Origin of the sequence: Cronobacter sp. HA18003, from assembly GCF_011605905.1 — a bacterium.
Classification (GTDB): domain Bacteria; phylum Pseudomonadota; class Gammaproteobacteria; order Enterobacterales; family Enterobacteriaceae; genus Cronobacter; species Cronobacter sakazakii.
In genome coordinates this window covers 459,774-485,608 of the sequence record NZ_JAANQO010000011.1, presented here as the reverse complement: position 1 = coordinate 485,608, position 25,835 = coordinate 459,774, and the positions used below count along the sequence as shown (strand labels likewise).

General features: G+C 58.0%; 26 protein-coding genes. 7 read left to right on the top strand and 19 right to left on the bottom strand.

Annotated features, from left to right (window positions below):
* Position 1: 1 nt before the first annotated feature.
* From G6041_RS03305 to yobA, 3 genes are read right to left on the bottom strand one after another with little or no spacing between them, the layout of a single operon-like run.
* The gene (locus G6041_RS03305) at positions 2-340 is read right to left on the bottom strand and encodes a YebY family protein (RefSeq protein WP_012124470.1); all 339 of its coding nucleotides are present in this window, start codon (positions 338-340) and stop codon (positions 2-4) included.
* Between the two features lie 14 nt (positions 341-354).
* On the bottom strand, positions 355-1,224 hold the full coding sequence (gene copD, locus G6041_RS03300; RefSeq protein ID WP_012124469.1) for a copper homeostasis membrane protein CopD: 870 nt from the start codon (positions 1,222-1,224) through the stop codon (positions 355-357).
* Positions 1,225-1,228: 4 nt separating this feature from the next.
* Entirely contained in the window at positions 1,229-1,603 is a 375-nt protein-coding gene (gene yobA / locus G6041_RS03295) for a CopC domain-containing protein YobA (RefSeq protein WP_007900668.1), read from the bottom strand.
* Between the two features lie 146 nt (positions 1,604-1,749).
* On the opposite strand from yobA, the gene G6041_RS03290 reads away from it, so the two are divergent.
* Both G6041_RS03290 and exoX read left to right on the top strand, forming a co-directional pair.
* Entirely contained in the window at positions 1,750-1,980 is a 231-nt protein-coding gene (locus tag G6041_RS03290; protein ID WP_007698883.1) for a DNA polymerase III subunit theta, read from the top strand.
* A gap of 72 nt (positions 1,981-2,052) precedes the next feature.
* Positions 2,053-2,715, top strand: coding sequence for an exodeoxyribonuclease X (gene exoX / locus G6041_RS03285; protein WP_007775901.1), 663 nt, complete (start codon positions 2,053-2,055; stop codon positions 2,713-2,715).
* Here exoX and ptrB read toward each other — a convergent pair.
* The 4 genes from ptrB to G6041_RS03265 form a co-directional block, all read right to left on the bottom strand.
* Positions 2,712-4,775, bottom strand: coding sequence for an oligopeptidase B (ptrB, locus tag G6041_RS03280; protein ID WP_012124467.1), 2,064 nt, complete (start codon positions 4,773-4,775; stop codon positions 2,712-2,714). The genes exoX and ptrB overlap by 4 nt on opposite strands.
* Before the next feature lie 89 nt (positions 4,776-4,864).
* Complete coding sequence (locus G6041_RS03275) at positions 4,865-5,545, bottom strand: tellurite resistance TerB family protein (RefSeq protein WP_012124466.1); 681 nt, start codon at positions 5,543-5,545, stop codon at positions 4,865-4,867.
* 114 nt (positions 5,546-5,659) lie between these two features.
* Positions 5,660-6,007 (bottom strand): protein YebF, encoded by a 348-nt coding sequence (gene yebF, locus G6041_RS03270; protein ID WP_012124465.1) that lies wholly within the window; start codon positions 6,005-6,007, stop codon positions 5,660-5,662.
* 385 nt (positions 6,008-6,392) lie between these two features.
* Positions 6,393-6,743 (bottom strand): YebG family protein, encoded by a 351-nt coding sequence (locus G6041_RS03265; RefSeq protein ID WP_004386660.1) that lies wholly within the window; start codon positions 6,741-6,743, stop codon positions 6,393-6,395.
* 132 nt (positions 6,744-6,875) lie between these two features.
* Here G6041_RS03265 and purT point away from each other — a divergent pair, with 132 nt between their 5' ends.
* Positions 6,876-8,054: a formate-dependent phosphoribosylglycinamide formyltransferase gene (gene purT, locus G6041_RS03260; RefSeq protein WP_041460474.1), complete on the top strand. Its 1,179-nt coding sequence runs from the start codon at positions 6,876-6,878 to the stop codon at positions 8,052-8,054.
* Between the two features lie 53 nt (positions 8,055-8,107).
* On the opposite strand, the gene G6041_RS03255 is transcribed toward purT, so the two are convergent.
* The 3 genes from G6041_RS03255 to zwf all read right to left on the bottom strand — a co-directional run bounded on the left by G6041_RS03255 (position 8,108) and on the right by zwf (position 12,326).
* Positions 8,108-8,746, bottom strand: a complete 639-nt coding sequence (locus G6041_RS03255) for a bifunctional 4-hydroxy-2-oxoglutarate aldolase/2-dehydro-3-deoxy-phosphogluconate aldolase (protein ID WP_007775914.1) — start codon at positions 8,744-8,746, stop codon at positions 8,108-8,110.
* Between the two features lie 58 nt (positions 8,747-8,804).
* Positions 8,805-10,616 (bottom strand): phosphogluconate dehydratase, encoded by a 1,812-nt coding sequence (edd, locus tag G6041_RS03250; RefSeq protein ID WP_007868644.1) that lies wholly within the window; start codon positions 10,614-10,616, stop codon positions 8,805-8,807.
* A gap of 234 nt (positions 10,617-10,850) precedes the next feature.
* Positions 10,851-12,326: a glucose-6-phosphate dehydrogenase gene (gene zwf / locus G6041_RS03245; protein WP_004384833.1), complete on the bottom strand. Its 1,476-nt coding sequence runs from the start codon at positions 12,324-12,326 to the stop codon at positions 10,851-10,853.
* Positions 12,327-12,679: 353 nt separating this feature from the next.
* On the opposite strand from zwf, the gene G6041_RS03240 reads away from it, so the two are divergent.
* Entirely contained in the window at positions 12,680-13,546 is an 867-nt protein-coding gene (locus tag G6041_RS03240; protein ID WP_004384831.1) for a MurR/RpiR family transcriptional regulator, read from the top strand.
* Between the two features lie 129 nt (positions 13,547-13,675).
* Complete coding sequence (gene pyk, locus G6041_RS03235) at positions 13,676-15,118, top strand: pyruvate kinase (RefSeq protein ID WP_007868646.1); 1,443 nt, start codon at positions 13,676-13,678, stop codon at positions 15,116-15,118.
* A gap of 67 nt (positions 15,119-15,185) precedes the next feature.
* Here pyk and lpxM read toward each other — a convergent pair whose 3' ends face one another.
* The 3 genes from lpxM to znuA form a co-directional block, all read right to left on the bottom strand.
* The gene (gene lpxM, locus G6041_RS03230) at positions 15,186-16,154 is read right to left on the bottom strand and encodes a lauroyl-Kdo(2)-lipid IV(A) myristoyltransferase (RefSeq protein ID WP_004384829.1); all 969 of its coding nucleotides are present in this window, start codon (positions 16,152-16,154) and stop codon (positions 15,186-15,188) included.
* A 125-nt stretch (positions 16,155-16,279) separates the two neighbouring features.
* Entirely contained in the window at positions 16,280-17,611 is a 1,332-nt protein-coding gene (gene mepM, locus G6041_RS03225) for a murein DD-endopeptidase MepM (RefSeq protein ID WP_007850827.1), read from the bottom strand.
* Between the two features lie 15 nt (positions 17,612-17,626).
* Positions 17,627-18,571, bottom strand: coding sequence for a zinc ABC transporter substrate-binding protein ZnuA (gene znuA / locus G6041_RS03220; protein ID WP_041460473.1), 945 nt, complete (start codon positions 18,569-18,571; stop codon positions 17,627-17,629).
* A gap of 78 nt (positions 18,572-18,649) precedes the next feature.
* On the opposite strand from znuA, the gene znuC reads away from it, so the two are divergent.
* Positions 18,650-19,405 (top strand): zinc ABC transporter ATP-binding protein ZnuC, encoded by a 756-nt coding sequence (gene znuC / locus G6041_RS03215; protein WP_084999274.1) that lies wholly within the window; start codon positions 18,650-18,652, stop codon positions 19,403-19,405.
* Positions 19,402-20,187: a zinc ABC transporter permease subunit ZnuB gene (znuB, locus tag G6041_RS03210; protein WP_012124460.1), complete on the top strand. Its 786-nt coding sequence runs from the start codon at positions 19,402-19,404 to the stop codon at positions 20,185-20,187. The genes znuC and znuB overlap by 4 nt, the downstream gene beginning before the upstream one ends.
* 84 nt (positions 20,188-20,271) lie before the next feature.
* Here znuB and ruvB read toward each other — a convergent pair whose 3' ends face one another.
* The 6 genes from ruvB to aspS form a co-directional block, all read right to left on the bottom strand.
* A complete protein-coding gene (gene ruvB / locus G6041_RS03205) occupies positions 20,272-21,282 on the bottom strand; it encodes a Holliday junction branch migration DNA helicase RuvB (protein WP_007794420.1) in 1,011 nt (336 codons plus the stop codon).
* Between the two features lie 8 nt (positions 21,283-21,290).
* Positions 21,291-21,902, bottom strand: a complete 612-nt coding sequence (ruvA, locus tag G6041_RS03200; protein ID WP_084999275.1) for a Holliday junction branch migration protein RuvA — start codon at positions 21,900-21,902, stop codon at positions 21,291-21,293.
* Positions 21,903-22,047: 145 nt separating this feature from the next.
* On the bottom strand, positions 22,048-22,569 hold the full coding sequence (ruvC, locus tag G6041_RS03195; RefSeq protein WP_007900724.1) for a crossover junction endodeoxyribonuclease RuvC: 522 nt from the start codon (positions 22,567-22,569) through the stop codon (positions 22,048-22,050).
* Positions 22,570-22,657: 88 nt separating this feature from the next.
* Positions 22,658-23,398: a YebC/PmpR family DNA-binding transcriptional regulator gene (locus G6041_RS03190; RefSeq protein WP_004384823.1), complete on the bottom strand. Its 741-nt coding sequence runs from the start codon at positions 23,396-23,398 to the stop codon at positions 22,658-22,660.
* 27 nt (positions 23,399-23,425) lie between these two features.
* Positions 23,426-23,869: a dihydroneopterin triphosphate diphosphatase gene (nudB, locus tag G6041_RS03185; protein ID WP_007900726.1), complete on the bottom strand. Its 444-nt coding sequence runs from the start codon at positions 23,867-23,869 to the stop codon at positions 23,426-23,428.
* A gap of 1 nt (position 23,870) precedes the next feature.
* The gene (aspS, locus tag G6041_RS03180; protein ID WP_012124459.1) at positions 23,871-25,649 is read right to left on the bottom strand and encodes an aspartate--tRNA ligase; all 1,779 of its coding nucleotides are present in this window, start codon (positions 25,647-25,649) and stop codon (positions 23,871-23,873) included.
* Positions 25,650-25,835 lie beyond the last annotated feature (186 nt).

Genomic DNA, 25,835 nt, shown 5'->3' with positions numbered 1-25,835 from the left:
ATTAGCAGAGTTTTTGTGCGCGCTCGATAAACGGTGCCAGGCTCATCTTCTGCCCCGGATGCGCCGGGTCATCAATCTGGATGACCGAGATCGGCTGACCGGTGACTTTGCCCTGCTCCAGCTGTTTTTCAGCCACGTCATTGAGCGGATATTGCATCAGCGTGCTGGGGTTAATCGCAAACAGCGCATCGCCCGGACGGCACGCGAGCATCACTTCTTCACGGTTGAACGCCCATTTGTCTTTGCCGATTTCATAGCGGCTTACCGTAATAATCTGCGGCGCGGCGAGAGCCATGCCGGAACAGGAGAGCATCAGCAGCGCAAGCAGCGATTTCTTCATTATTTTCTCACCAGTTAGAAAGGTTCCCAGGTGGCGAACAGGCTGACGCTTAACAACACCAGCGCACCGAGCGCCACTTCAAGTTTTGTCATCAGGATAAACCGGCGCTGCGCCGTCGCCTGACGTGAAAATTTCGGCACCAGAACATAACGGTTAATCAGCGCGATAGCCACCATCACCGCCACCAGCGCGATTTTCAGCGCCAGCAGACGCACATACCCGCTATGTAACGGCCATGATATGCCGAGGATCAGTACGCTGTTAACGATGCCTGTCGCGATAACACCTGCTACCGCGATGTATCCGTAGCGCGAAAAGCGCATCATGGCGGTAATGGCGTCGGCGCGCCATGTGACCTCTTTCGCCATGCGCATCAGCATCAAGAGCGGTACGAGACCGCCGAACCACCAGGCCGCACACAGCACATGCAGCGCATAGCCAATCCGCTGGAGCGCGCCGGTCAGCCCTTCGTGCATCGCGCCATGCCCGACGCCCGCGAGCAACACGAGCTGCGCGCAAAAGAGTAACAGTAACAGGCCGCCGCGCCGTAATGCCAGCCCGAGACACGGCAGCGTCACCAGCGCCAGCAGGATTTGCCACAGCCACACCGCGCCAAAGCGCGTCGATAACATCGCCTGCCAGATAGCCGGGCGCAGGCTGTCGGCCGCGCCATCGCCCATCAGCCCCGCCTGCACCGCGTAAATCGCCACGGCGCTAATAGCCGTTGCCAGCGCAGCACCGCGCCAGAGCGTACGCAGGCGCTGCGCCAGCGGTTCTGCGATCGCATGAGGCGCAAGACACACGCAGAACAGCGCGCCGCCCGCGCCGGACATCAGCGCGGCGACATGGACAAAACGCAGCGCGACATAAACGCTTTCCAGCACGACGTTACTTCACGCTAAACCGGTAGCTGCCTTTGGTTTTATGGCCATCCACCGACACCACGTGCCACTGCACCTGGTACTCGCCGCTCGCAAGGGGTGCAGCAAGCGGTGCCACCAGCTGTTTGTCATCATTCGGCGCGCGTTTGACCGCGCCGGTAGCCATTTTTTTGCCATTCGGGCCAGTCAGCGTCACGCCGCTGAACGCAGGCTCAATGCCTTCGGAAAAGGTTAAGGTCAGCGCTTCGGGCGAGGCGTCAACCGTCGCGTTCGCGGCAGGCTGCTGGGCTTTCAGATGCGCATGCGCCCAGACGGCAGGCGTGGTCATGACGGCGGCGACCAGCGCCAGCGCACGGCAAAAACGTGCGGTAAACAGTGCCATATCAGTCATTCCTTTTTATTATAAATCAGGCGCAAGAATACCTTCGCGCTGATGGCAAGTCGAGCCGGGAAGGCACATCCCGCCACATAAGGCTTGTCATCCGGCGCGCGGCGCAGTACCTTCACGGCGATTAACAGGAGCACACCATGAACCAGAACCTTGCCCTTCTTCCGCAGGAAGAGATGGATAAAGTGAACGTCGATCTGGCGGCGTCCGGCGTAGCGTTTAAAGAGCGCTACAACATGCCGGTTATCGCCGAAGCCGTTGAGCGCGAACAGCCTGAGCATCTGCGCGACTGGTTTCGCGAGCGTCTTATCGCGCATCGCCTGGCGTCGGTGAATCTCTCCCGCCTGCCTTACGAGCCTAAAATGAAATAATGGCTTTCTGCCTTGCCCGCCGTCCACATCTGACAACGGCGGGCGTCTGTTTTTCCTTCCGGCGGAGCGCATATGCTACGGATTATTGATACCGAAACCTGCGGACTGCAGGGCGGCGTTGTCGAAGTGGCGTCGGTGGACATCATCGACGGCGCGATAGTCAACCCGATGAGCGATCTGGTGCGCCCGGACCGCCCTATCAGCCATCAGGCGATGGCGATACATAAAATTACCGAGGCGATGGTCGCGGATAAACCGTATATCGAAGAGGTGATCCCGCGCTATCACGGTAGCCAATGGTATGTGGCGCATAACGCCAGCTTTGACCGCAAAGTGCTGCCCGAAATGCCGGGCGAGTGGATCTGCACCGTCAAGCTGGCGCGCCGCCTGTGGCCAGGCATTCGCTACAGCAATATGGGGCTGTATAAATCGCTTAAGCTACAGGTGGAAACGCCCGAGGGGTTGCACCATCACCGCGCGCTGTTCGACTGCTACATCACCGCGGCGCTGCTGCTCGAGATAATGAAAGTCTCCGGCTGGACGCCAGAAGAGATGGTGAATATCACCGGCCGCCCGCAGCTTATCGCCACGCTGCCGTTTGGCAAATACCGCGGCGAGCCGGTGGCCGATATCGCCGGGCGCGATCCGGGATATCTGCGCTGGATGCTCAATAACGTCAAACAGCTCAACCCTGATTTACGTCTGACGTTAAAGCACTACCTCGATAACGATTAATCCGCGAGCTGGTCTGGCGGCAGCGTGCCCTGGGCCAGTCCAATCAGAAACGCGTATTCCATCGCCACGCCCTCGTACGATTTAAAACGCCCCGATTTCCCGCCGTGACCAGAATCCATATCGGTACAAAGCAGCAGCAAATTGTCATCGGTTTTAAGCTCACGCAGCTTCGCCACCCATTTTGCCGGTTCCCAGTATTGCACCTGCGAGTCGTGCAGGCCGGTGGTCACCAGCAGGTGCGGATAGCGCTGCGCGCTCACGCAGTCATAAGGGCTGTAGCTTTTCATGTAGAAATAGTATTCCTGGTCCGCCGGGTTGCCCCACTCCTCAAATTCACCGGTGGTCAGTGGAATGGATTCGTCGAGCATGGTGGTGACGACATCGACAAACGGCACCTGCGCAATCACGCCGCGAAAGAGCTCCGGACGCTCGTTAATCGCCGTGCCCATCAGCATCCCGCCCGCGCTGCCGCCCATGCCGAACAGGTACGCCGGATCGCCATAGCCCTGCGCCAGCAGCGCGTCGCACACGTCGAGATAATCGTTGAAGGTATTTTTCTTCTTCAGAAATTTGCCTTCTTCATACCACTGCTGGCCAAGTTCGCCGCCGCCGCGCACATGGGCGATAGCGTAGACGAAGCCGCGATCCAGCAGGCTCAAACGGCTGGCGCTGAAATCGGCATCGATACAGGTGCCATAAGAGCCGTAACCGTACACCAGCAGCGGGTTTTTCCCTTCGCGGAAATGGTCTTTGTGATAAACGAGCGAGACCGGCACTTCGATGCCGTCGCGCGCGGTGATCCACAGGTGTTCACTCCGGTAGTTGGCTGCGTCAAACCCCGCCACTTCCGTTTGCTTCAGCACACGGCGCTCGCCGGTTTCCATGTTCAGTTCAAAGAGCGTGTCCGGCATCGTCATTGACGAGTAGCCGTAACGCAACTTGCAGGTTTCCGGCTCCGGGTTGTAGGCAACCCAGGTGACATATGCCGGATCGTCAAAAGCGATGCCCGTAGATTCATGCGTTTTGCGGTTGATTTGCCGCAGACTGGTGAGGCCACGCTGGCGCTCTTCCACCACCAGCCAGTCGGCAAACAGCGTAAAGCCCTCCAGCATTACGTTCTCGCGTGCCGGGATTATCTCTTCCCAGCGCGCTTCATCGCGCACGCGGCTGCGGTACAGACCGAAGTTTTTCCCGGCGCGGTTGGAGCGGATGTAAAACATATGCTGGAAGTGATCGACGCTGTATTCGTGATCTTTACGGCGCGGCAGAAAGCTTAGCGGCGGCGCGTCCGGGAGATCGGCGTTCACCAGCAGCACTTCTGTCGTGGTGGCGCTGCCGAGGAAAATCAGAATAAAATTCTGCGAGGTGGTTTTGTAGAGGCTGACGTAAAACGTCTCGTCTTTTTCTTCATAAACCAGCTCATCCTGATCGGCGGCGGTGTCGAGAGTGTGCCGCCAGATCTGGTACGGCAGCAGCGTGACCGGATGTTTACGCACGTAATAGAGCGTGCGGGAGTCGTTGGCCCAGACGAAACTCGCCGAGACATTCTCCAGTACTTCCGGGTACCACTGCCCGGTTTCGAGATTGCGAAAGCGCAGCCCGTACTGGCGGCGTGAGAGAAAATCCTCCGCCACCGCCATCACGGTGTTATCTGGCGCAATATCCATCCCACCAAGGGTATAGAATTCGCTGCGGGCGGCGCGTTTATTGCCATCCAGCAGGACTTCCCAGGCTTCCCACTCGCTAAGAACAACCGACTGGCGCTGGTAGATGGCGTATTCGCAGCCGGTGTCGTAAATCTGCCGGTAGCGATAGCCATTTTTGACGTAAGGCGCCGAGACGTCACGTGGCGGAATACGGCTGACCATTTCAGAGAGCAGCCGCTCTTCCAGCGCGCTTTGCGTGGACATCACGCGTCGCCCGTAGTCATTTTCCTGGCGTAAATAATCCAGCACGTCCGGCTGCGAGCGCGTGTCGTCCCGCAGCCAGTAATAGTTGTCGATGCGGGTGTCGCCATGCTGTGTGATGGCGTAGGGGATCTGTTTCGCTTTCGGTGGCATGTCGCTGTTCTTTTTGTTTAACACCCTGTAAGGGTGGCAAAACCCGCGCGCGTTGCAAGCGAAACATGCGTGTTTATGACATTATCTGCTTATCCCGGCAGCGCTTTTTTCTCCTGCTGAATGTCGCGCTCAATCTCCTCACGCACCTCCTGCGGGATTTTCAGGGCGTCGCCAAGCGCCTGCAGATAGCTACGCTCCATAAAGTGATCGATATCGATCGCGGCACAGCTCAGAAAATAGAGCTCCAGCGCTTCTTCTTCGTTTTTCACGTCGGCGGCAAGGCGCATCGGGTCGAGCGGCTGATTAATCGCCTGTTCCACCAGCACGCGCCCCTGTTCTTCAATGCCCGCTTCGCGTAGCTGACGCTCAATGGCCGCACGCTCACTGTCATCAATGTGCCCGTCGCTTTTGGCGGCGAAGACCAGCGCCAGCACAAGACGCTCGGCGCGGCGATCCAGCGGCGTCTGCTGTTGCCCGTATTGCGGCTCATCCTGGTGCGCCGCGCGGATTTTATCTTTGTACTTGTTCCACAGCACCGTGCCCGCCACGGCTCCGCCGCCCACCAGCAGCGCGCCGCCGCCATATTTCGCGAGCAGCTTGCGCGACGATTTGCTGGCCACCAGTAAGCCCGCGAGACCGCCGAGCGCGCCAGGGGTTATCAGGCTGCTCAACCCTTTAGAGCGCAACGCGTCCTGAATACCCGGTTTACCGGATGACATGCCGCCGCTCTGCCCCAGCATCGACTGAAGCTGTGTTAACCAGTTGCTCATTATGTTCCTCTGCGCTGATGAGTAATAACCCAAGCGTAAGCGAGCGGACGTCAAGATGTGTCGGGGAACCGCAAGGAAGGGAAAAGACGCGGCCCCGGAAAGGGCCGCAGAGGATCAGTGCTGGTAATGCGCCTCGCCTGCCGCGCAGTCGACCATGACTTTGTAGTGAATGTCGGTATTTTTACCGCGCACGGTCAGCGGAACAGTCCATTTATCGTCTTTGCCGACGATCTCTTTGCTGTTGATCCAGGCGACCGGATCGGCCTGCCCTAACGTTTTCTGGTCGTCCGCCCATTTCACGATACGGTTTTGCAGATAGTCGCGCTTCACGCTCGCGGCAATGCCTTCCGCCGTCATGCCTTCGCATTTAGGGAAATGCACCTTACGCGGATCGTCAGCGTGTACGGCGCTTGCCGCGCTGAGTAACAGAAAAGAAATCAGGACTCCTGCTGTTTTTTTCATCGTACTTCTCCGAAGACGGGTGATGAAAAAAGCCTGGTACAAAACCAGCGAAGCGCAAGCGAACCACACAAAAGGAAGGGATTAAAAGAAGGAGAACATCAGCAGAAGAGCGAAAAGCGTTGCGTTATATATCCTGGACCGCAGACCGCAGACCGCAGACCGCAGACCGCAGACCGCAGACCGCAGACCGCAGACCGCAGGAAAATATAACAGAGAGGAATTCGCCTGTAGCCACCGCGCCCGCATTTTGCGAACGCAGCACACGCCACTGGTGCGCCAAAGCGGCACCGCAGGAAACCGCAGGAAACCGCAGGAAACCGCAGGAAACCGCAGGAAACCGCACCGCTGGCGAGGTAAACCCGCCAGCGACACAGAGAGAAAGCTATCAGGCCGCTTTGGTGCGTTTACGCGCGCTGTGCAGCGCGACGGTGCCCTCTTCGCTTTCAGCTGATTCTTCAGTCGAAGCCTCGGCTGTGCCGTCAGTCTGCTCGCTGGTTTCCTGCGGCAGACGACCGGTGCGCACGATGGTGCTAAGGTTGTCTTTCTGCTCCGCCATCCACAACGCCAGTTGCTCAACCTGACCTTCCGCAAAACCGACAGGCGCCTGACCCAACCAGCCTTCCAGCGCTTCGGCTAAATCCAGCATTTTGTCCCAGGCGTCAGCTTCCTTCTTACTGGCAAATGACATTTTTTCCACACCCTCACGGATTACGACGTATTTGATTTCTACCGCCATGTTGCAACTCCCATTACTGTATTTATATACAGTATAACGCTGTAAAACGGGAAATGCAAACGGCGCGCGCTGCGCAAGGCAAACGTTTTCGTATATACTGCCGCCAGAATTTCACACAGCAGGAATACCGCTATGGCTATGTTAGGAACCGCACTACGCCCGTCAGCAACCCGCGTGATGCTGCTTGGCTCAGGAGAACTCGGAAAAGAAGTGGCGATCGAATGCCAGCGTCTGGGCATTGAAGTGATCGCCGTCGACCGCTACGCCGATGCGCCCGCCATGCAGGTGGCGCACCGCAGCCACGTCATCAATATGCTCGACGGCGCGGCGCTGAAAAAACTGGTGGCGCAGGAGATGCCGGATTTCATCGTGCCGGAGATTGAAGCCATCGCGACCGACGCGCTTGTGGAGCTTGAACAGCAGGGTCAGCGTGTGGTGCCCACCGCCCGCGCCGCGCGTCTCACCATGAACCGCGAAGGGATTCGCCGTCTCGCCGCTGAAGAGCTTGGCCTGCCGACCTCCGCCTATCGCTTCGCCGAAAACGAAGCGGAATTTCGTGAAGCGGTGGCGGAAATCGGTCTGCCGTGCATCGTCAAACCGGTCATGAGCTCTTCCGGCAAGGGCCAGAGCTTTATCCGCAGCGAAGAGATGCTGGAGAGCGCCTGGCAGTACGCGCAACAGGGCGGACGCGCAGGCGCGGGGAAAGTCATCGTTGAAGGCGTGGTGAAGTTTGATTTTGAAATCACCTTACTGACCATCAGCGCCGTGGACGGCGTGCATTTCTGCGCGCCCATCGGCCACCGCCAGGAAGATGGCGATTACCGCGAATCCTGGCAGCCGCAGCAGATGAGTGATGTGGCGCTCACGCGCGCGCAGGAGATTGCGCAGAAGGTGGTAGAGGCGCTCGGCGGTTATGGCCTGTTTGGCGTGGAGCTGTTTGTCTGCGGCGATGAAGTGATATTCAGTGAAGTGTCGCCGCGCCCGCACGACACCGGGATGGTGACGCTCATTTCGCAGGATCTTTCAGAGTTTGCGCTGCATGTGCGCGCGTTTCTCGGCCTGCCGGTCGGGGGCATTCGCCAGTACGGCCCGGCCGCTTCGGCAGTGATCCTGCCAACGCTGAAAAGTGATGACGTGAAGTTTGGCGAACTCTCCGGGGCGCTGGGCGCCGGTCTGCAACTGCGCCTTTTCGGCAAGCCGGAAATCGACGGTTCACGCCGCCTCGGCGTGGCGCTCGCGACAGGCGAGACGGTCGATGACGCCATCGCGCGCGCGAAGGCCTCCGCCGCCGCCGTGATCGTTAAAGGATAAAAAAACGCGCCGCCCGTGAAGGCGGCGCGCTGCATTTCAGGTCGCGTAAAAAGTTACTGCGCGCCTTCCACCGCTTCGCGGGCAAGTTCGGTAATGCGATCCCAGTCGCCCGCTTCCATCGCGTCCGCCGGCACCAGCCAGGAGCCGCCGATGCACAGCACGCTTTTCAGCGCCAGGTAGTCACGGTAGTTGGCAGGCGAAATGCCGCCGGTCGGGCAGAAACGCACCTGGGAGAACGGCCCTGCGATAGCCTGCAACGCTTTGGTGCCGCCATTGGCTTCCGCCGGGAAGAATTTGAACTCTTTCAGGCCGTAATCCATGCCCAGCATCAGTTCAGACACGGTGCTGATGCCCGGGATCAGCGGAATAGTGCCTTCGGTCGCGGCTTTCAGCAGCGGCTCGGTGAGGCCCGGGCTGATAGCAAACTGCGCGCCAGCCTCGGTGACGTCTTTAAGCTGCTGCGCGTTCAGCACGGTGCCCGCGCCGATGATGGCGTCCGGCACTTCTTTAGCGATAGCGCGGATAGCATCCAGCGCGCACGGCGTGCGCAGGGTCACTTCCAGCACGCGCACACCGCCCGCCAGCAGCGCCTTCGCCATCGGGACCGCGTGCTCCAGCTTGTTAATCACAATCACCGGCACAACCGGACCGCTTTTCAGGATCTGTTCGGCACTCGTTTTCCAGTTTTTCATCTGTGGATCTCTCCCGCCATTTTTAAAAAGGTGTGGTGCGACTGTGCGCACCTGACAGTTAAAATTCGATGCAGGTCGCGCCCTGCTCGGCCCCGGACAGGTTTTCACGCAGCGCGCCGAACAGCTCGCGCCCCGTTCCCACGCGCTGGGCGCTGAGATCCGGATGGTGCGGCTCACGCTGCGCCAGTTCGGCGTCATCCACCAGCAGCGTCAGTTCGCCGGTCTGGCCGTTGACGCGAATAAGGTCGCCGTCGCGCACTTTCGCGAGCAGCCCGCCGTCGTATGCTTCGGGCGTCACGTGGATGGCCGAAGGCACTTTCCCCGACGCGCCGGAAAGGCGACCGTCCGTGACCAATGCAATTTTGAAACAGCGGTCCAATAATACACCAAGCGGCGGCATAAGTTTATGTAATTCTGGCATACCGTTCGCTTTTGGCCCCTGATGGCGTACGACTATCACGCAGTCACGATCCAGCAGACCGGCTTCAAAGGCAGGGAGCACGTCGTGCTGGCTTTCGAACACCACGGCGGGCGCTTCCACCACCTGGTTTTCCACCGGCACCGCAGAGGTTTTCATCACCGCGCGGCCCAGATTGCCGCTCAGCACTTTGGTGCCGCCATGCTTTGAGAACGGTTTATCGATAGTGGCGATGATAGCGTCATCCAGCGAAGCCTGCGCCCCGTCGCGCCAGGCGAGTTCGCCATTATCGAGCCACGGCTCCTGGGTGTAGCGCGTAAGCCCAAAGCCCGCCACGGTGTTGACATCTTCATGCAGCAGCCCGCCTTTCAGCAGCTCGCGCATCAGCACCGGCACGCCGCCCGCGGCCTGGAAATGGTTGATATCCGCCGGACCGTTCGGATAAAGACGCGCCAGCAGCGGCACGACGTCTGAGATCTCAGAGAAGTCGTCCCAGTTGATGATGATGCCCGCCGCGCGCGCCATCGCCACCAGATGCATGGTGTGGTTGGTGGAACCGCCGGTCGCGAGCAGCGCCACGATGCCGTTGACCACCACTTTTTCATCCACCAGTTTGCCAAGCGGCATCCACTCGTTACCGTTGCCGGTAAGGCGCGTCACCTGGCGCGCGGCCGCGGCAGTCAGCGCGTGGCGCAGCGGCGCGTCCGGGTGAACAAACGAGGAGCCCGGCAGCTGCATCCCCATAAATTCAATGACCATCTGGTTGGTGTTGGCGGTGCCGTAAAATGTGCAGGTACCCGGCTCGTGATAGGACGCGGCTTCGGATTCCAGCAGCGCCGCGCGATCCACTTTGCCTTCGGCATAAAGCTGGCGAATACGCACTTTCTCTTTGTTCGGCAGGCCGCTCGACATCGGTCCGGACGGGATAAACACGGCGGGCAGATGCCCGAAAGAGAGCGCCGCCATCACCAGCCCCGGCACGATTTTGTCGCACACGCCGAGATAGAGCGCGCCGTCAAACATATTGTGCGAGAGCCCCACCGCCGCCGACATCGCGATGACTTCACGGCTCAGCAGCGATAGCTCCATACCGTCCTGCCCCTGCGTCACGCCATCGCACATGGCAGGCACGCCGCCCGCCACCTGCGCCACCGCGCCGACGCTGTGCAGCGCCTCGCGGATCTGCTGCGGATAATTTTCGTAAGGCTGATGCGCGGAGAGCATGTCGTTATAGGAAGTAATGATGCCGATATTGTTACGCAGCATGCTTTTCAGCGCCGCTTTGTCATCCGGCTGGCAGGCGGCGAAGCCGTGCGCCAGATTACCGCAGGCGAGGCTGGCGCGATGGACCGTCTGGCTCTTCGCCTGCTCAATGCGGGCAAGATAAGCTTCTCGCGTGGCACGAGAGCGTTCGGCAATACGTTTTGTTACCCGTAACAATTCAGGATGCATAAAAAGTCCTCTCTGTTATGTCTGCCTGAGGCCGCCTTTTCAGGCGTTGCGCAACGCCGCGGGGTTATCACGTATACGCGCCAGCCGCGCCTCACAAGAGCAAAATCGCTTCAGCCAGTGTAATAAAAAAAGCCCCGCTGGTGAATCCAGACGGGGCTTTAAAAAAGAATTTTTTACACAACACCTGTTTCGGATCATGTTACCGGTAAAGTAACACTCCTCCGTACCGGTCGATTATTCGAACTCGTTCCAGGAACGACCGTCGCGGGTAATCATCGCGACCGAGGCGACAGGGCCCCAGGTGCCGGCCTGATACGGTTTTGGCGCGTCGTTGTCCGCCGCCCAGGCTTCGGTGATGGAGTCGACCCATTTCCAGGCCTCTTCCACTTCATCGCGACGCACGAACAGCGCCTGAATACCGCGCATGGTTTCGAGCAGCAGACGCTCGTAGGCATCGGCCAGGTGGCTTTCGTTAAAGGTCTCTGAGTAGCTCAGATCCAGCTTGGTGGTTTGCAGGTTGTGCTTGTGATCAAGCCCCGGCACTTTGTTCAGCACCTGGATATCCACGCCTTCGTCCGGCTGCAGACGGATAGTGAGCTTGTTCTGCGGCAGATCCTGCCAGGAATCTTTAAACAGGTTCAGCTCCGGCGTTTTGAAATAGACCACGACTTCAGAGCATTTGGTCGGAAGACGTTTACCGGTACGCAGGTAGAACGGCACGCCCGCCCAGCGCCAGTTGTCGATATCCACGCGGATAGCCACAAACGTTTCCGTATGGCTGGTTTTGTTGGCGCCCTCTTCTTCCAGATAACCCGGCACTTTTTTGCCCTGCGCGAAACCCGCGGTGTACTGGCCACGCACGGTTTTCTCACGCACGTTGGAGCGGTCGATACGGCGCAGCGAGCGCAGCACTTTCACTTTTTCGTCGCGAATGCTGTCGGCAGTCAGGTCAGACGGCGGCGACATCGCAATCATGCAGAGGATTTGCAGCAGGTGGTTCTGGATCATGTCGCGCATCTGGCCCGCCTGATCGAAATAGCCCCAGCGGCCTTCGATGCCCACTTCTTCGGCCACGGTGATTTCCACGTGATCGATAGTGCGGTTGTCCCAGTTGTTGACGAACAGCGAGTTCGCGAAGCGCAGCGCCAGCAGGTTCAGCACCGTCTCTTTACCGAGGTAGTGGTCGATACGGTAGACCTGGCACTCTTCGAAGAATTTACCGACCTGGTCGTTGATCTCGCGGGAGGTTTCAAGCGAGGTGCCGAGCGGTTTTTCCATTACCACGCGCGCCGGTTTGGCGTTAAGTTTCGCCGCCCCCAGGCCTTCGCAGATCGCGCCAAAAGTGCTTGGCGGCATGGCGAAGTAGTTAATGGTGACGCGGTTTTTCTGATCCAGCATTTTGCCGAGACGAGTAAACGCGGCGGTGTCGTTGACATCCAGATTACAAAAATCGAGACGGCCGCTTAAGGTGTCCCACAGGGCTTCGTCGATTTTTTCTTTCATGAAGGTTTCAAGCGCTTCACGGACGACTTTGGTATAGGCTGCTTTATCCCAGTCCGCGCGGCCTACCCCCAGAATGCGGGTATCCGGATGGATTTGGCCCGCTTTTTCCAGCTGATACAGGGAAGGCAACAGTTTTCGGCGCGCCAGATCGCCTTTGGCGCCGAAAATCACTAAGTCGCACGCCTGCGCTGTTTGCGTTACCGCCATGTCTTTCTCCTCGTTTCGGAATCCCTGTCGGGACAGGTCATCATTGTAATTTTCTTACACTGCACTCTACTGCTTTTAGGTCTTTCAGGATACTCCTAAGCGTCTGGCGTTGATGACTAAAGCATCATGCAACCCGGCGATCGCTCTGAAAGTGGCCCACTGCGCCCGGCTGGCGCTTTTTCCGCCACCGATGCCATAACAAAATCAGACCGTGATCATGTTATGAAAAAAAACAACAACATTGTCTTTTTCAGCCAGCCTGCACCTGTACTATCAGGAGTATATTCTCGATAAAACTCATCGTCGTTTCCCAATCGTGTGAAATGACGCTCTCTGCGGGTCTCATGTTAGCAATGAACATGCTGGAAAAGATCCAGTCGCAACTGGAACATCTGAGTAAATCTGAACGCAAAGTCGCTGAAGTGATTCTGGAATCGCCTGCACAGGCGATGCATTCGAGTATCGCGACGCTTGCAAGCGAAGCGGGCGTCAGCGAGCCGACCGTCAACCGCTTCTGCCGGAGCCTTGAGACCAAAGGCTTTCCTGATTTTAAACTGCATCTGGCCCAGAGTCTCGCCAACGGCACGCCGTATGTGAATCGCAACGTCGATGAAGATGACAGTGTTGAAGCCTATACCACGAAAATTTTTGAATCGGCGATGGCAAGCCTCGATCACGTGCGCCAGTCGCTCGATATGGCGACAGTGAACCGGGCGGTCGATATGCTCACTCAGGCGAAGAAAATCGCGTTTTTTGGCCTGGGATCGTCGGCGGCCGTGGCGCATGACGCGATGAATAAGTTCTTTCGCTTTAATGTGCCTGTCGTCTATTCCGACGATATTGTCGTGCAGCGTATGAGCTGCATGAATGGCGGCGCCGATGACGTGGTGGTGCTGATTTCTCACACCGGGCGCACGAAAAGTCTGGTGGAGCTGGCGCGTCTTGCCCGCGACAACGACGCGCTGGTGCTGGCAATCACTTCTCGTGGGTCGCCGCTTGCCCGGGAAGCGAGTCTCGCTCTGCTGCTGGACGTGCCGGAAGATACCGACATCTATATGCCGATGGTGTCACGGCTTGCGCAGCTGACCGTCATCGATGTGCTGGCGACGGGGTTTACGCTGCGTCGCGGGGCAAAATTCCGGGATAACTTGAAGCGAGTCAAAGAAGCGCTCAAGGAATCGCGTTTTGATAAGAGCTTACTGGTTTCTGACGACCAGTAATCATTTTTATAACAAAGTTGTAACTTACAAAGCCATTCGGTTATGGTTTGTGTCTCTATTCGAAACAGGCCACCGCGCCGAATTTATGTTCACGCAACACCAAAGTTGTTTCAGTCAACGGAGTAATACATGTCCAGACGGCTTCGCAGAACCAAAATCGTGACCACGTTAGGCCCGGCTACTGACCGCGATAATAACCTCGAAAAAATTATCGCCGCTGGCGCGAACGTAGTGCGTATGAACTTCTCGCACGGGACGCCGGAAGATCATCAGCTTCGCGCTGATAAAGTCCGCGAGATCGCGGCCAAACTGGGACGTCACGTCGCTATTCTCGGCGACTTACAGGGGCCGAAAATTCGCGTCTCTACCTTTAAAGAAGGCAAAGTTTTCCTCAACATTGGCGATAAATTCCTGCTCGACGCCAACCTCGGCAAAGGCGAAGGCGATAAAGAAAAAGTCGGTATCGACTATAAAGGCCTGCCGGCGGACGTGGTGCCAGGCGATATCCTCCTGCTGGACGACGGCCGCGTACAGCTGAAAGTCCTTGAAGTCCAGGGCATGAAAGTCTTCACCGAAGTCACCGTCGGCGGCCCGTTGTCGAACAACAAAGGTATCAACAAGCTGGGTGGCGGGCTTTCCGCTGAAGCGCTGACCGAAAAAGATAAAGCCGACATCATCACCGCGGCGAAAATCGGCGTGGATTACCTGGCCGTCTCCTTCCCGCGCTGCGGCGAAGATCTGAACTACGCTCGCCGTCTCGCACGCGACGCGGGCTGTGACGCGAAAATTTGCGCCAAAGTCGAGCGCGCCGAAGCGGTATGCAGCAACGAAGCGATGGATGACATTATTCTGGCGTCTGATGTCGTGATGGTTGCGCGTGGCGACCTGGGCGTTGAAATCGGCGATCCGGAGCTGGTCGGCATCCAGAAAACCCTTATTCGTCGTGCCCGTAAGCTGAATCGTGCCGTCATCACTGCGACCCAGATGATGGAGTCGATGATTACCAACCCGATGCCAACCCGTGCTGAAGTCATGGACGTGGCGAACGCTGTGCTGGATGGCACCGACGCCGTGATGCTGTCGGCGGAAACCGCCGCAGGCCAGTACCCGGCAGAAACCGTTTCAGCGATGGCGCGCGTCTGCCTCGGGGCGGAGAAAATCCCGAGCATCAACGTTTCAAAACACCGCCTGGATGTGGAGTTTGATAACGTTGAAGAAGCGATTGCGATGTCGGCCATGTACGCGGCCAACCACCTGAAAGGCGTAAGCGCGATTATCACCATGACTGAATCAGGTCGCACCGCACTGATGACCTCGCGTATCAGCTCCGGCCTGCCGATTTTCGCGATGTCCCGCCATGAACGCACCCTGAACCTGACCGCGCTTTATCGCGGCGTGACGCCGGTTTATTTCGACAGCGCCAACGACGGCGTGGCGGCGGCGCAGGATGCCGTTAACCTGCTGCGTGACAAAGGCTATCTGGTGACTGGCGATCTGGTTATCGTTACCCAGGGTGACATGATGGGCACCACCGGCAGCACCAACACCACACGCGTGCTGACCGTCGACTAAACGCCATAAAAAAAGGGGCCCATGCCCCTTTTCTCACTATTTAAGCCGCTCGTTCTGAGCGGCTTTTTTATTTCGGATAAAGATCTTTGCGGCGATACGGCTCAGTCTCACCTGCTTTACGCGTTTTCAGAAGCTTAAGGATCCAGGTGTATTGCTCAGGGTGCGGGCCGACGAAATGTTCCACCTCTTCGTTCATACGGCGCGCCAGTGTCACGTCATCGGCGTTTGCGAGATCATCCATTGGCGGACGTATCAGCACATCAAGACGGTGCGTTTTAGCGTTATAAACCGGGAAGAGCGGGATCACTCGCGCGTTACAGACTTTCATCAGGCGACCCACTGCCGGGAGCGTTGCTTTATAGGTTGCGAAGAAATCGACAAATTCGCTCTGCTCCGGTCCGTGATCTTCATCCGGCAGATAGTAACCCCAGTAGCCTTCGCGCACCGATTTAATAAACGGTTTGATGCCGTCCTGGCGGGGATGTAAACGACCGCCAAAACGCCTGCGCACGGTGTTCCAGACATAATCTAACAGCCGGTTACCCTGATGATGGAACATCGCCGCCATGCGCACGCCGCGCGAGGCCAGCAGCATCGCCGGAATATCGACGCCCCAGCCGTGAGGAACGAGCAAAATGACATTTTCTTTGTTCGCCAGCAGCTCGTTAAGAAATGCTTCACCGTGCCAGTCAACGCGGTTTAAGACTTTTTCGGGGCCACGCAGCGCCAGTTCGGCCATAAACACCATCGCCTGCGGCGCGGTGGCGAACATGTTATCGATAATCGCTTCGCGTTGCGCCTCGGAGAGCTCAGGGAAGCAGTAAAACAGGTTGATGCGGGCACGACGACGGGCACTTTTACCGAATTTTCCCGCCAGCCGGCCGAGTTTACCGAGCAGCGGATCGCGAAAAGACGGCGGCGTCAGGGCGAGTGCCGCACAGGCGCCAATTCCGAGCCAGGCGCCCCAGTAGCGCGGGTGCAGGAACGCGCGCTCGAATTCGGGAATGTATTCACTTTTTGTTTTTTTTGTGTCCATGACGGTTCTCAGGCCAGAGCCAGGTAATCAAAAGAGAAAATAATGAAGGAGTTTAGCGGCGGCAGGACCGCCAGACAAAATAAAAAGCCGGCGCGCGAAGGCACCGGCTGTGAATTGCCGCGCTTTTAATCAAGCGTCAGTTGCGGCACCACTTCTTTGACCTTCGCCAGGAAGTCGCTGCGATCGGAGCCGGTCAGGCCTTCAGAGCGCGGCAGCTTGGCGGTCAGCGGGTTAACGGCCTGCTGGTTGATCCAGATTTCATAATGGAGATGCGGGCCGGTGGAACGCCCGGTGTTACCGGAAAGCGCGATGCGATCGCCGCGTTTCACTTTCTGGCCCGGTTTCACCAGCAGCTTTTTCAGGTGCATATAGCGGGTGGTATAGGTGCGGCCGTGACGGATAGCGACATAATAGCCCGCCGCCCCGCTACGCTTGGCCATCACCACTTCTCCATCGCCCACCGCCAGTACCGGCGTACCCTGCGGCATCGCGAAATCGACACCTTTATGCGGCGCCACGCGCCCCGTTACCGGGTTCAGACGGCGCGGGTTGAAATTCGATGAGACGCGGAACTGACGCGACGTCGGGAAGCGCATAAAGCCTTTGGCAAGCCCCGAGCCGTTGCGGTCGTAGAATTTGCCGTCTTCGGCGCGGATCGCATAATAATCTTTGCCGGAGGAACGCAGGCGAACGCCGAGCAACTGGCTCTGCTCACGCTTGCCGTCGAGCATTTCGCGCGACATCAGCACCGAGAACTCATCGCCTTTTTTCAGCTTACGGAAGTCCATCTGCCACTGCATCGCTTTGATGACGGCGCTGATTTCCGCGCTGGTGAGGCCCGCCTCTTTGGCGCTGGCAACAAAGCTGCCGCCCACGGTGCCTTTCAGCACGTTGTTCACCCAGTCGCCCTGCTGCACTTCGCTACTCATTTTGAAGCCGCCTGCAGGCGTGCGGTCATAGGTGCGGGTTTCACGGCGCGACATCTCCCAGGTCAGGCGCTGTAATTCGCCGCTGTCGGTGAGCGTCCAGGAGATTTGCTGGCCGATTTTCAGATTACGCAGGTCTTTATCGACCGACGCGAGCTGGCTGATATCTCCCATGTCGATACCGTACTGGTTCAGTACGCTGCTTAAGGTATCGCCAGTGGAAACCACATATTCATGCACCCCGGCTTCACCGGCGGTTTTATCGTCAAGCTCATCCTGCGGGATAGCTTCGTCATCTTCTGGCGCTGCCTGATCGATAGGTTCGCTCGCCTCCGGCAGCAGAGAGCGGATCTCGCTCTTGCGCAGTTCGATGGTTTTTACGACGGGCGCTGATTCCGATTCGGGGTGGTAAATGTACGGCCGCCAGACGGCGACCGCGAGTGTGAGAACTGTAAGAGACCCCAGCATAACGCGATGGGGTCGTGGCAGGTTGTTAAATGCCAGGGCGACAGAGCGGGCTATCTGTTGCACGTATCCACTTCCTCGTTAATCTCCTTTCAGGCAGCTGGCATATTGGTTAGATAACTGAGTCAGAAACTGCATGTAGCTGTCCTTACCCAGGCTGACAGACGTTCCCAGCGGGTCGAGCGTTCCCATTCGAACTTTCGTACCCCTGGCAACGGCTTCAATCACCGCCGGCCTGAACTGTGGCTCAGCAAAAACGCACTCGGCTTTTTGCTCAACCAACTCTGTTCTTATTTCATGTAAACGCTGCGCACCGGGCTGGATTTCGGGATTCACGGTAAAATGGCCGAGCGATGTCAGGCCGTAATGTTTTTCGTAATAGCCGTAAGCGTCATGAAAAACGAAGTATCCTTTCCCTTTCAGCGGTGCCAGCTCGTTCGCCACCTGTTTGTCTGTCCGGGCCAGTTCGGCCTCGAAGCGCTGGAGGTTGGCGTCCAGTTTGGCTTTGCTTTGCGGCATAAGTTCCACTAATTTTTCGTGGATTGCAACCGCCGACGCCCGGGCGATTTCCGGCGACAGCCAGATGTGCATGTTATAATCGCCATGATGGTGATGTTCGTCACTTTCTGCACCCTGATGCGCATGTTTGTCATGATCATCATCGTCATCATCAACGCCTTTCATCAGAAGCGGTTTCACAGACGCAAGCTCGCTTAGCGCCAGATTTTTTTGCGCCGGCAACGCCTTCACGGATTTATCCATAAAGGCTTCCATATCGGGCCCGATCCAGACCACTAAATCCGCTTTCTGTAAGCGTTTAACATCGGAAGGACGCAGCGCATAATCATGCTCTGAAGCACCGTCTGGCAGCAGAACTTCGGTAGGCGTGACGCCATCTGCGATGGCGGAAGCGATAAAGCCCACCGGCTTAAGCGAAGCGACTACGGCGGCCTGAGCGCTGCTGGCTGCACCACCCAGGATTGCTGCACTGAGTGCAGTGCAAAGAAGCGTATTTTTATGTAACATAATGCGACTTATCATCGTTATGAATGTTGGAAGTGTGATATTATAACATTCGAAAACTTCTGCAATCACTAAATTGCCATGACTAATCTTGTATCGCTTCAGAAGGTTAGCGTCTCCTTCGGGCAACGCCGCGTTTTATCTGACATTTCTTTAACCCTCACCGGCGGGCGCATCCTGACGCTGCTTGGCCCGAATGGTGCCGGAAAATCGACGCTGGTCAGAGTGGTTCTTGGCCTGGTAGCACCCGATGAAGGGGTTATCAAGCGCGAGCGCCAGCTGCGCATCGGTTATGTGCCGCAAAAGTTGCATCTCGACGCCACGCTGCCGCTCACGGTCAGTCGTTTCATGCGTCTGCGCCCCGGCACACGTAAAGCGGATATCCTGCCTGCGCTCAAGCGCGTCCAGGCCGGGCATCTTATCGACGCGCCGATGCAAAAACTCTCCGGCGGTGAAACCCAGCGCGTGCTGCTGGCGCGCGCGCTGCTGAATGCGCCGCAATTGCTGGTGCTTGATGAACCCACCCAGGGCGTGGACGTCAACGGCCAGGTGGCGCTGTATGATTTAATCAACCAGTTGCGTAATGAACTCAATTGCGGCGTGCTGATGGTGTCGCACGATTTGCATCTGGTGATGGCCAAAACAGATGAAGTGTTGTGTCTGAATCATCACATCTGCTGCTCCGGCACGCCGGAAGTGGTTTCCATGCACCCCGAATTTATCTCGATGTTTGGCCCGCGCGGCGCAGAACAGCTGGGAATTTACCGTCATCACCATAACCACCGTCACGATTTGCAGGGACGGATTATTCTGCGCAAGGGAAATGGCTCGTTATGATTGAACTTCTGCTTCCCGGCTGGATGGCTGGTATGCTGCTGGCCTGCGCCGCAGGCCCGCTGGGCTCGTTCGTGGTCTGGCGTCGGATGTCTTATTTTGGCGATACGCTGGCGCATGCCTCGCTCCTCGGCGTCGCTTTCGGGCTTCTGCTGGATGTCAACCCGTTCTACGCGGTGATTGTGGTCACGCTGCTGCTGGCGGGCGGGCTGGTCTGGCTTGAGAAGCGCCCGCATCTGGCGATAGACACGCTGCTTGGCATTATGGCGCACAGCGCGCTGTCGCTCGGTCTTGTTGTGGTGAGCCTGATGGGCAATATCCGCGTCGATTTAATGGCCTACCTGTTCGGCGATCTGCTGGCGGTGACGCCTGCCGATCTGCTCTCCGTCGGGCTGGGTGTCGCCGTCGTGCTCGGCGTGATGTGCTGGCAGTGGCGGAATTTACTCTCCATGACCATCAGCCCCGATCTCGCCTTTGTGGACGGCGTGCCGTTACAGCGCGTCAAAATTCTGCTGATGATGGTGACGGCGCTGACGATTGGCGTGGCGATGAAGTTTGTCGGGGCGCTGATTATCACGTCACTGTTGATTATCCCGGCGGCAACCGCGCGCCGTTTTGCCCGTACGCCTGAGCAGATGGCGGGCATTGCGGTCGGACTTGGTATGGTGGCGGTCACGGGCGGTCTGACGTTCTCCGCCTTTTACGACACGCCTGCTGGCCCTTCAGTGGTGCTGTGCGCCGCGCTGCTGTTTATTTTCAGCATGGCGAAGCGTCCGCCAGCCTGACGCGGGCTGCGCGGTGAAAATGGTTAACAAAAAAGCGCCCTGAGGGCGCTTTTTTGTACATAGCTTTCACTGACATCAGTGTTGTCACGGCATTTGCGGCGGCGTGATGCCGAAATGGTTCCATGCGCGGGTGGTTGCCATTCTTCCGCGCGGCGTGCGCTGCAAAAAGCCCTGTTGAATGAGGAAGGGCTCCAGCACATCTTCGATGGTTTCGCGCTCTTCGCCGATAGCGGCCGCCAGGTTGTCGAGCCCCACCGGGCCGCCAAAGAATTTGTCGATTACCGCCAGCAGCAGCTTGCGGTCCATATAGTCAAAGCCTTCGGCATCGACATTAAGCATATCCAGCGCCTGAGACGCTACGTGCTGATTGATAACGCCGTCGTGGCGCACTTCGGCGAAATCGCGCACGCGACGCAGCAGGCGGTTAGCGATACGCGGCGTGCCGCGCGAACGCTTCGCCACTTCCAGCGAGGCTTCGTCATTCATCTCAAGCCCCATATGGCGCGCGCTGCGGCTGACAATATGCTGTAAATCGGCGACCTGATAGAACTCCAGGCGCTGCACGATACCGAAGCGGTCGCGCAGCGGCGAAGTAAGCGAGCCGGCGCGTGTCGTCGCGCCAATCAGCGTAAACGGCGGTAAATCGATTTTGATCGAGCGCGCCGCCGGGCCTTCGCCAATCATGATATCGAGCTGATAATCTTCCATCGCCGGATAGAGCACCTCTTCGACCACGGGCGAGAGACGATGGATTTCATCGATAAACAGAACGTCGTGCGGCTCAAGGTTAGTGAGCATCGCCGCCAGATCGCCCGCCTTTTCCAGCACCGGCCCGGAGGTGGTGCGCAGGTTGACGCCCATTTCGTTGGCGACGATATTGGCGAGCGTGGTTTTCCCAAGCCCCGGCGGGCCGAAAATCAGCAGATGATCGAGCGCATCGCCGCGCAGCTTCGCCGCCTGGATAAAAATCTCCATCTGGGAACGCACCTGCGGCTGGCCGATGTACTCTTCGAGTAATTTGGGGCGAATGGCGCGATCGGCCACCTCTTCCGCCACGATGCTGCCCGGCGCCACCAGGCGGTCTGCTTCAATCATCCTCTACCTCACAATGCCGCGCGCAGCGCTTCGCGAATCAGCGTTTCGCTGCTCGCATCCGCCTGTGCGACTTTACTGACCATACGGCTGGCTTCCTGAGGTTTATAACCCAGCGACACCAGCGCGGCAACGGCTTCCGCCTCAGCGTCATCCACCGCTGGGCTTGCAGGCGACGTCAGCACCAGATCCGCCCCTGGCGTGAAGAGATCGCCATGCAGGCCTTTGAAGCGGTCTTTCATCTCCACCACTAGACGTTCGGCGGTTTTCTTGCCGATGCCCGGCAGTTTGACCAGCGCGGCAGGCTCTTCGCGCTCAACCGCGTTCACGAACTGCTGGGCCGACATACCGGAGAGGATCGCCAGCGCCAGTTTCGGGCCGACGCCGTTGACCTTGATCAGCTCGCGAAAAAGCGTGCGCTCTTGTTTGTTATTAAAGCCGAACAGTAACTGCGCGTCTTCACGCACGACAAAATGGGTGAAGACCACCGCCTCTTTACCGGTTTCCGGCAATTCATAAAAGCAGGTCATCGGCATATGGACTTCATAACCGACGCCGCCCGCCTCCAGTAACACCAGCGGGGGCTGTTTTTCCAGTACGATGCCTCTGAGTCTGCCTATCACGTTGCGCTCCTGCGTGGGGCTTAAGAAAGTTGTTGGCTATAATATAAAAAAAGCTGGACAGATATCCAGTCGAGAAATCGCCGTGGCGATGAGAGAACTGACAGTTGCGAGACGCCTCGCAAAGGAACGGTAACGTCAGTTACCGTTAACGAAGCCGCCCGCGCGCCAGGTTCAGGCGCGATTCGCTGACCTGCGTCGCGTTCTGGCTGACGTGACAATGGGTAATAGCGATAGCGAGCGCATCCGCCGCATCCGCCTGCGGGTTGGCGGAAAGTTTCAGCAGCGTGCGCACCATATGCTGCACCTGGCTTTTTTCAGCGCTGCCGATGCCCACTACCGTTTGCTTCACCTGTCGCGCCGCGTATTCAAACACCGGCAGATCGTGATTCACCGCCGCGACAATCGCCGCGCCGCGGGCCTGCCCGAGTTTTAACGCCGAATCGGCGTTTTTCGCCATAAAGACCTGTTCGATGGCGAAATAGTCAGGACGAAACTGCGTGATAATTTCGCTGACGCCCGCGTAGATAAGCTTCAGGCGTGAAGGCAAATCCGTGACGCTGGTGCGGATACAGCCGCTGCCAAGATAGGTCAGCTGACGTCCGGTCTGGCGAATCACGCCGTAACCGGTGACGCGCGACCCCGGGTCGATGCCCAGAATAATACTCATGGCGCGTCTCCTGAGAAAAAGCCTGCGGGAATACAAGAAGATATCAGACTGCGGACGTGGCCGCCCGCAGTCTGAAACATGGCGGGTATCACAGGGTCGCCGCAACCTCGTCGGAGATCTCACCGTTGTGGTAAACCTCCTGCACGTCGTCGCAGTCTTCCAGCATGTCGATAAGACGCAGCAGTTTCGGCGCGGTTTCCGCATCCATATCCGCTTTGGTGGACGGGATCATAGAGACTTCCGCGTTGTCGGCTTTAAGCCCTGCCGCTTCCAGCGCGTCACGTACCGCGCCCATCTCTTCCCAGGCGGTGTAGACGTCGATAGCGCCATCATCATAGGTCACGACATCTTCAGCGCCCGCTTCCAGCGCGGCTTCCATAATGGTGTCTTCGTCGCCCGCTTCGAAGGAGATAACGCCTTTTTTGCTGAACAGGTACGCCACGGAACCATCGGTACCGAGGTTACCGCCGCATTTGCTGAAGGCGTGACGCACTTCGGCAACGGTACGGTTACGGTTATCAGAGAGACATTCCACCATCACCGCGGTGCCGCCAGGGCCGTAACCTTCATAAATGATGGTTTCCATGTTCGCGTCTTCGTCACCGCCAACGCCGCGCGCGATAGCGCGGTTCAGTGTGTCGCGCGTCATGTTATTGGACAGCGCTTTATCGATAGCCGCGCGCAGACGCGGGTTAGAGCCCGGATCGCCGCCGCCCAGACGCGCCGCGGTCACCAGTTCGCGAATAATTTTAGTGAAGATTTTACCGCGTTTGGCATCCTGTGCCGCTTTGCGGTGTTTGGTGTTGGCCCATTTACTATGACCTGCCATAAAAATATCTCCAGAAAGCGCGCCTTTTCAGGCGGCGTTAATAACAAATTCTTCAATCGCCTGCCGGTTGCTCCAGGACTTGGTGAGCGCGGCCGCCTCGGGGGCGTCCACCCAGCGGTAGGTCAGGTGTTCAGTGAACACGATCTCCCGCTCCGTCGGCAGCGCCAGACAGAACCAGGACTCCGTATTACGCATAATCCCCGGCGCATAGCGATGACGTAAATGACTGAAAATTTCAAACTCCACCGTGCGCTGACAGTCCATCAAGGTCAGTTGCTCTGAAGCAACGTCAATGGAGACCTCTTCCTTTACTTCGCGCGCGGCGGCCTGCGGCGCGGTTTCCCCCTCTTCCAGGCTGCCGGTGACCGACTGCCAGAAATCAGGATCGTCGCGCCGCTGCAACATGAGCACCCGTTTCGTGTCCTCGGCGTAAATCACCACCAGCACAGAAACAGGGCGCTTATAATGCATATTACTTATTCTCCGGCGACGCTTTTTTCACGACCTCGATGCCCAGCTCAGCCAGCGCTGTCGGGTTTGCGAAGCTCGGCGCTTCGGTCATCAGACAGGCAGCCGCCGTGGTTTTCGGGAAGGCGATGACATCGCGGATGTTATCCGTGCCGGTCAGCAGCATGGTCAGACGGTCAAGACCAAACGCCAGGCCCGCGTGCGGCGGCGTACCGAATTTCAGCGCGTCCAGCAGGAAGCCGAACTTCTCGCGCTGCTCGTGCTCGTTGATGCCCAGAATGCCGAACACGGTCTGCTGCATTTCGCCACGGTGGATACGCACCGAGCCGCCGCCCACTTCATAACCGTTGATAACCATATCGTAGGCGTTCGCCACCGCGTCTTCCGGTGCCGCTTTAAGCTCTTCCGCTGTCATGTCTTTCGGCGCGGTAAACGGATGGTGCATCGCGCTCAGGCCGCCTTCGCCGTCGTCTTCAAACATCGGGAAGTCGATAACCCACAGCGGCGCCCATTTGGCTTCGTCGGTCAGGCTCAGGTCTTTACCAAGCTTCAGGCGCAGCGCGCCCAGCGCGTCGGCCACCACTTTTTTGTGGTCAGCGCCGAAGAAAATCATGTCGCCATCCTGCGCGCCGGTGCGCTCAAGAATGGCTTCAACGATCTCCGCGTTCAGGAATTTAGCGACCGGGCTGTTGATGCCGTCGAGGCCCTTCGCGCGCTCGTTGACTTTGATATACGCAAGTCCTTTAGCCCCGTAAATTTTGACGAAGTTGCCGTAGTCGTCAATCTGCTTGCGGCTGAGCTGGGCACCGCCCGGTACGCGCAGCGCGGCGACGCGGCCTTTCGGATCGTTAGCCGGGCCCGCGAAGACCGCGAACTCTACGCTTTTCAGCAGATCGGCCACGTCCACCAGCTCCATCGGGTTACGCAGGTCCGGTTTATCGGAGCCGTAGCGGCGCTCGGCTTCGGCGAAGGTCATAACCGGGAACTCGCCCAGATCCACGCCTTTCACATCAAGCCACAGCTGACGGATCAGTTTTTCCATCACTTCACGCACCTGCGGCGCGGTCATGAAGGAGGTTTCGACGTCGATCTGGGTAAATTCAGGCTGACGGTCAGCGCGCAGGTCTTCGTCGCGGAAGCATTTAACGATCTGATAGTAGCGATCGAAGCCGGACATCATCAGCAGCTGTTTGAAAAGCTGCGGAGACTGCGGCAGCGCGTAGAACTTGCCTTTATGCACGCGAGACGGCACGAGATAGTCGCGCGCGCCTTCCGGCGTGGCTTTGGTCAGCATCGGGGTTTCGATGTCGAGGAAGCCGTGGTCATCCATAAAGCGGCGCACGAAGCTTGTGATTTTCGCGCGGGTTTTCAGGCGCTGGGCCATTTCCGGGCGACGCAGGTCGAGATAGCGGTATTTCAGACGCGCTTCTTCGCTGTTGACCTGATTGGAGTCTAGCGGCAGCGGCTCGGCGCGGTTGATGATGGTCAGTTCGGTGGCGAACACTTCCACTTCGCCGGTCGCCATATCACGGTTGACGTTTTTCTCGTCGCGCGCGCGAACGGTCCCGGTGATTTGAATGCAGAACTCATTACGCAGTTCAGAGGCGAGGCTGAAGGCGTCGGCGCGATCCGGGTCGAAAAACACCTGAACGATGCCTTCACGATCGCGCATGTCGATAAAAATCAGACTGCCGAGATCGCGACGACGGTTGACCCAACCACACAGAGTCACTTGCTGTCCGACGTGGGACAGATTGAGCTGCCCGCAATATTCTGTACGCATGAGATATCCCTTAATTTAGCCGCAGGCCGTTTGTCGCCTGCCCTGCAGGCACCACTGTCGCAGCTTTGGCTGAATGTCACTACTGGATGAAAAAAGGGGGCTATTATACTGGAAATTCCGCGCCGCGATAAGCCCGAAGCCGCGCGCCCGCGCGATTGCTGTGCGTAAACTGGCGCTTCTCACAAA

What these genes read in the sequence shown, in the direction of transcription:
- G6041_RS03305 (WP_012124470.1), bottom strand. Translation starts at nt 340, where the DNA reads ATGAAGAAATCGCTGCTTGCGCTGCTGATGCTCTCCTGTTCCGGCATG.
- yobA (WP_007900668.1), bottom strand. Translation starts at nt 1,603, where the DNA reads ATGGCACTGTTTACCGCACGTTTTTGCCGTGCGCTGGCGCTGGTCGCC.
- G6041_RS03290 (WP_007698883.1), top strand. Translation starts at nt 1,750, where the DNA reads ATGAACCAGAACCTTGCCCTTCTTCCGCAGGAAGAGATGGATAAAGTG.
- exoX (WP_007775901.1), top strand. Translation starts at nt 2,053, where the DNA reads ATGCTACGGATTATTGATACCGAAACCTGCGGACTGCAGGGCGGCGTT.
- ptrB (WP_012124467.1), bottom strand. Translation starts at nt 4,775, where the DNA reads ATGCCACCGAAAGCGAAACAGATCCCCTACGCCATCACACAGCATGGC.
- G6041_RS03275 (WP_012124466.1), bottom strand. Translation starts at nt 5,545, where the DNA reads ATGAGCAACTGGTTAACACAGCTTCAGTCGATGCTGGGGCAGAGCGGC.
- yebF (WP_012124465.1), bottom strand. Translation starts at nt 6,007, where the DNA reads ATGAAAAAAACAGCAGGAGTCCTGATTTCTTTTCTGTTACTCAGCGCG.
- G6041_RS03265 (WP_004386660.1), bottom strand. Translation starts at nt 6,743, where the DNA reads ATGGCGGTAGAAATCAAATACGTCGTAATCCGTGAGGGTGTGGAAAAA.
- purT (WP_041460474.1), top strand. Translation starts at nt 6,876, where the DNA reads ATGGCTATGTTAGGAACCGCACTACGCCCGTCAGCAACCCGCGTGATG.
- G6041_RS03255 (WP_007775914.1), bottom strand. Translation starts at nt 8,746, where the DNA reads ATGAAAAACTGGAAAACGAGTGCCGAACAGATCCTGAAAAGCGGTCCG.
- edd (WP_007868644.1), bottom strand. Translation starts at nt 10,616, where the DNA reads ATGCATCCTGAATTGTTACGGGTAACAAAACGTATTGCCGAACGCTCT.
- zwf (WP_004384833.1), bottom strand. Translation starts at nt 12,326, where the DNA reads ATGGCGGTAACGCAAACAGCGCAGGCGTGCGACTTAGTGATTTTCGGC.
- G6041_RS03240 (WP_004384831.1), top strand. Translation starts at nt 12,680, where the DNA reads ATGAACATGCTGGAAAAGATCCAGTCGCAACTGGAACATCTGAGTAAA.
- pyk (WP_007868646.1), top strand. Translation starts at nt 13,676, where the DNA reads ATGTCCAGACGGCTTCGCAGAACCAAAATCGTGACCACGTTAGGCCCG.
- lpxM (WP_004384829.1), bottom strand. Translation starts at nt 16,154, where the DNA reads ATGGACACAAAAAAAACAAAAAGTGAATACATTCCCGAATTCGAGCGC.
- znuA (WP_041460473.1), bottom strand. Translation starts at nt 18,571, where the DNA reads ATGTTACATAAAAATACGCTTCTTTGCACTGCACTCAGTGCAGCAATC.
- znuC (WP_084999274.1), top strand. Translation starts at nt 18,650, where the DNA reads ATGACTAATCTTGTATCGCTTCAGAAGGTTAGCGTCTCCTTCGGGCAA.
- znuB (WP_012124460.1), top strand. Translation starts at nt 19,402, where the DNA reads ATGATTGAACTTCTGCTTCCCGGCTGGATGGCTGGTATGCTGCTGGCC.
- ruvB (WP_007794420.1), bottom strand. Translation starts at nt 21,282, where the DNA reads ATGATTGAAGCAGACCGCCTGGTGGCGCCGGGCAGCATCGTGGCGGAA.
- ruvC (WP_007900724.1), bottom strand. Translation starts at nt 22,569, where the DNA reads ATGAGTATTATTCTGGGCATCGACCCGGGGTCGCGCGTCACCGGTTAC.
- G6041_RS03190 (WP_004384823.1), bottom strand. Translation starts at nt 23,398, where the DNA reads ATGGCAGGTCATAGTAAATGGGCCAACACCAAACACCGCAAAGCGGCA.
- nudB (WP_007900726.1), bottom strand. Translation starts at nt 23,869, where the DNA reads ATGCATTATAAGCGCCCTGTTTCTGTGCTGGTGGTGATTTACGCCGAG.
- aspS (WP_012124459.1), bottom strand. Translation starts at nt 25,649, where the DNA reads ATGCGTACAGAATATTGCGGGCAGCTCAATCTGTCCCACGTCGGACAG.